Below are 375 nucleotides of genomic sequence, written 5' to 3'. Positions count from 1 at the left end.
TCACTGGGCCGTCATTAATTAATGACACTTTCATATCGGCCGCGAAGCGACCACGCTCGGTTGGCAATTCCTGCTCACACAAGTCAGAAAAGTAGTCATACAGACGTTCAGCGTCGGCTGGATGCGCACCACGAGAAAAGCCTGCACGTGTGCCTTTCTTGGTATCTGCCGGTAATGTAAATTGAGACACCACCAAAACCTTACCGTTCACTTGTTTGACGTTGAGGTTCATTTTTCCTTCGTCGTCTTCAAAGACTCGGTAGGTGGTCACACGTTCCATCAAACGTTTTGCTTTGGCTTCATCGTCGTCCTTCTCAACACCAAGTAGGACAAGAAGACCTGTATCGATTTCTCCAACCACTTCACCGTCTACAC

General features: G+C 48.3%; 1 protein-coding gene. It reads right to left on the bottom strand.

Annotated features, from left to right (window positions below):
- A partial coding sequence (gene dtd / locus R8N28_RS23855; RefSeq protein ID WP_318183502.1) for a D-aminoacyl-tRNA deacylase occupies positions 1-375 on the bottom strand: 375 nt, incomplete at both ends.

Source organism: Vibrio sp. Vb1554, assembly GCF_033344235.1.
This window is presented reverse-complemented; position numbering and strand designations above follow the sequence as displayed.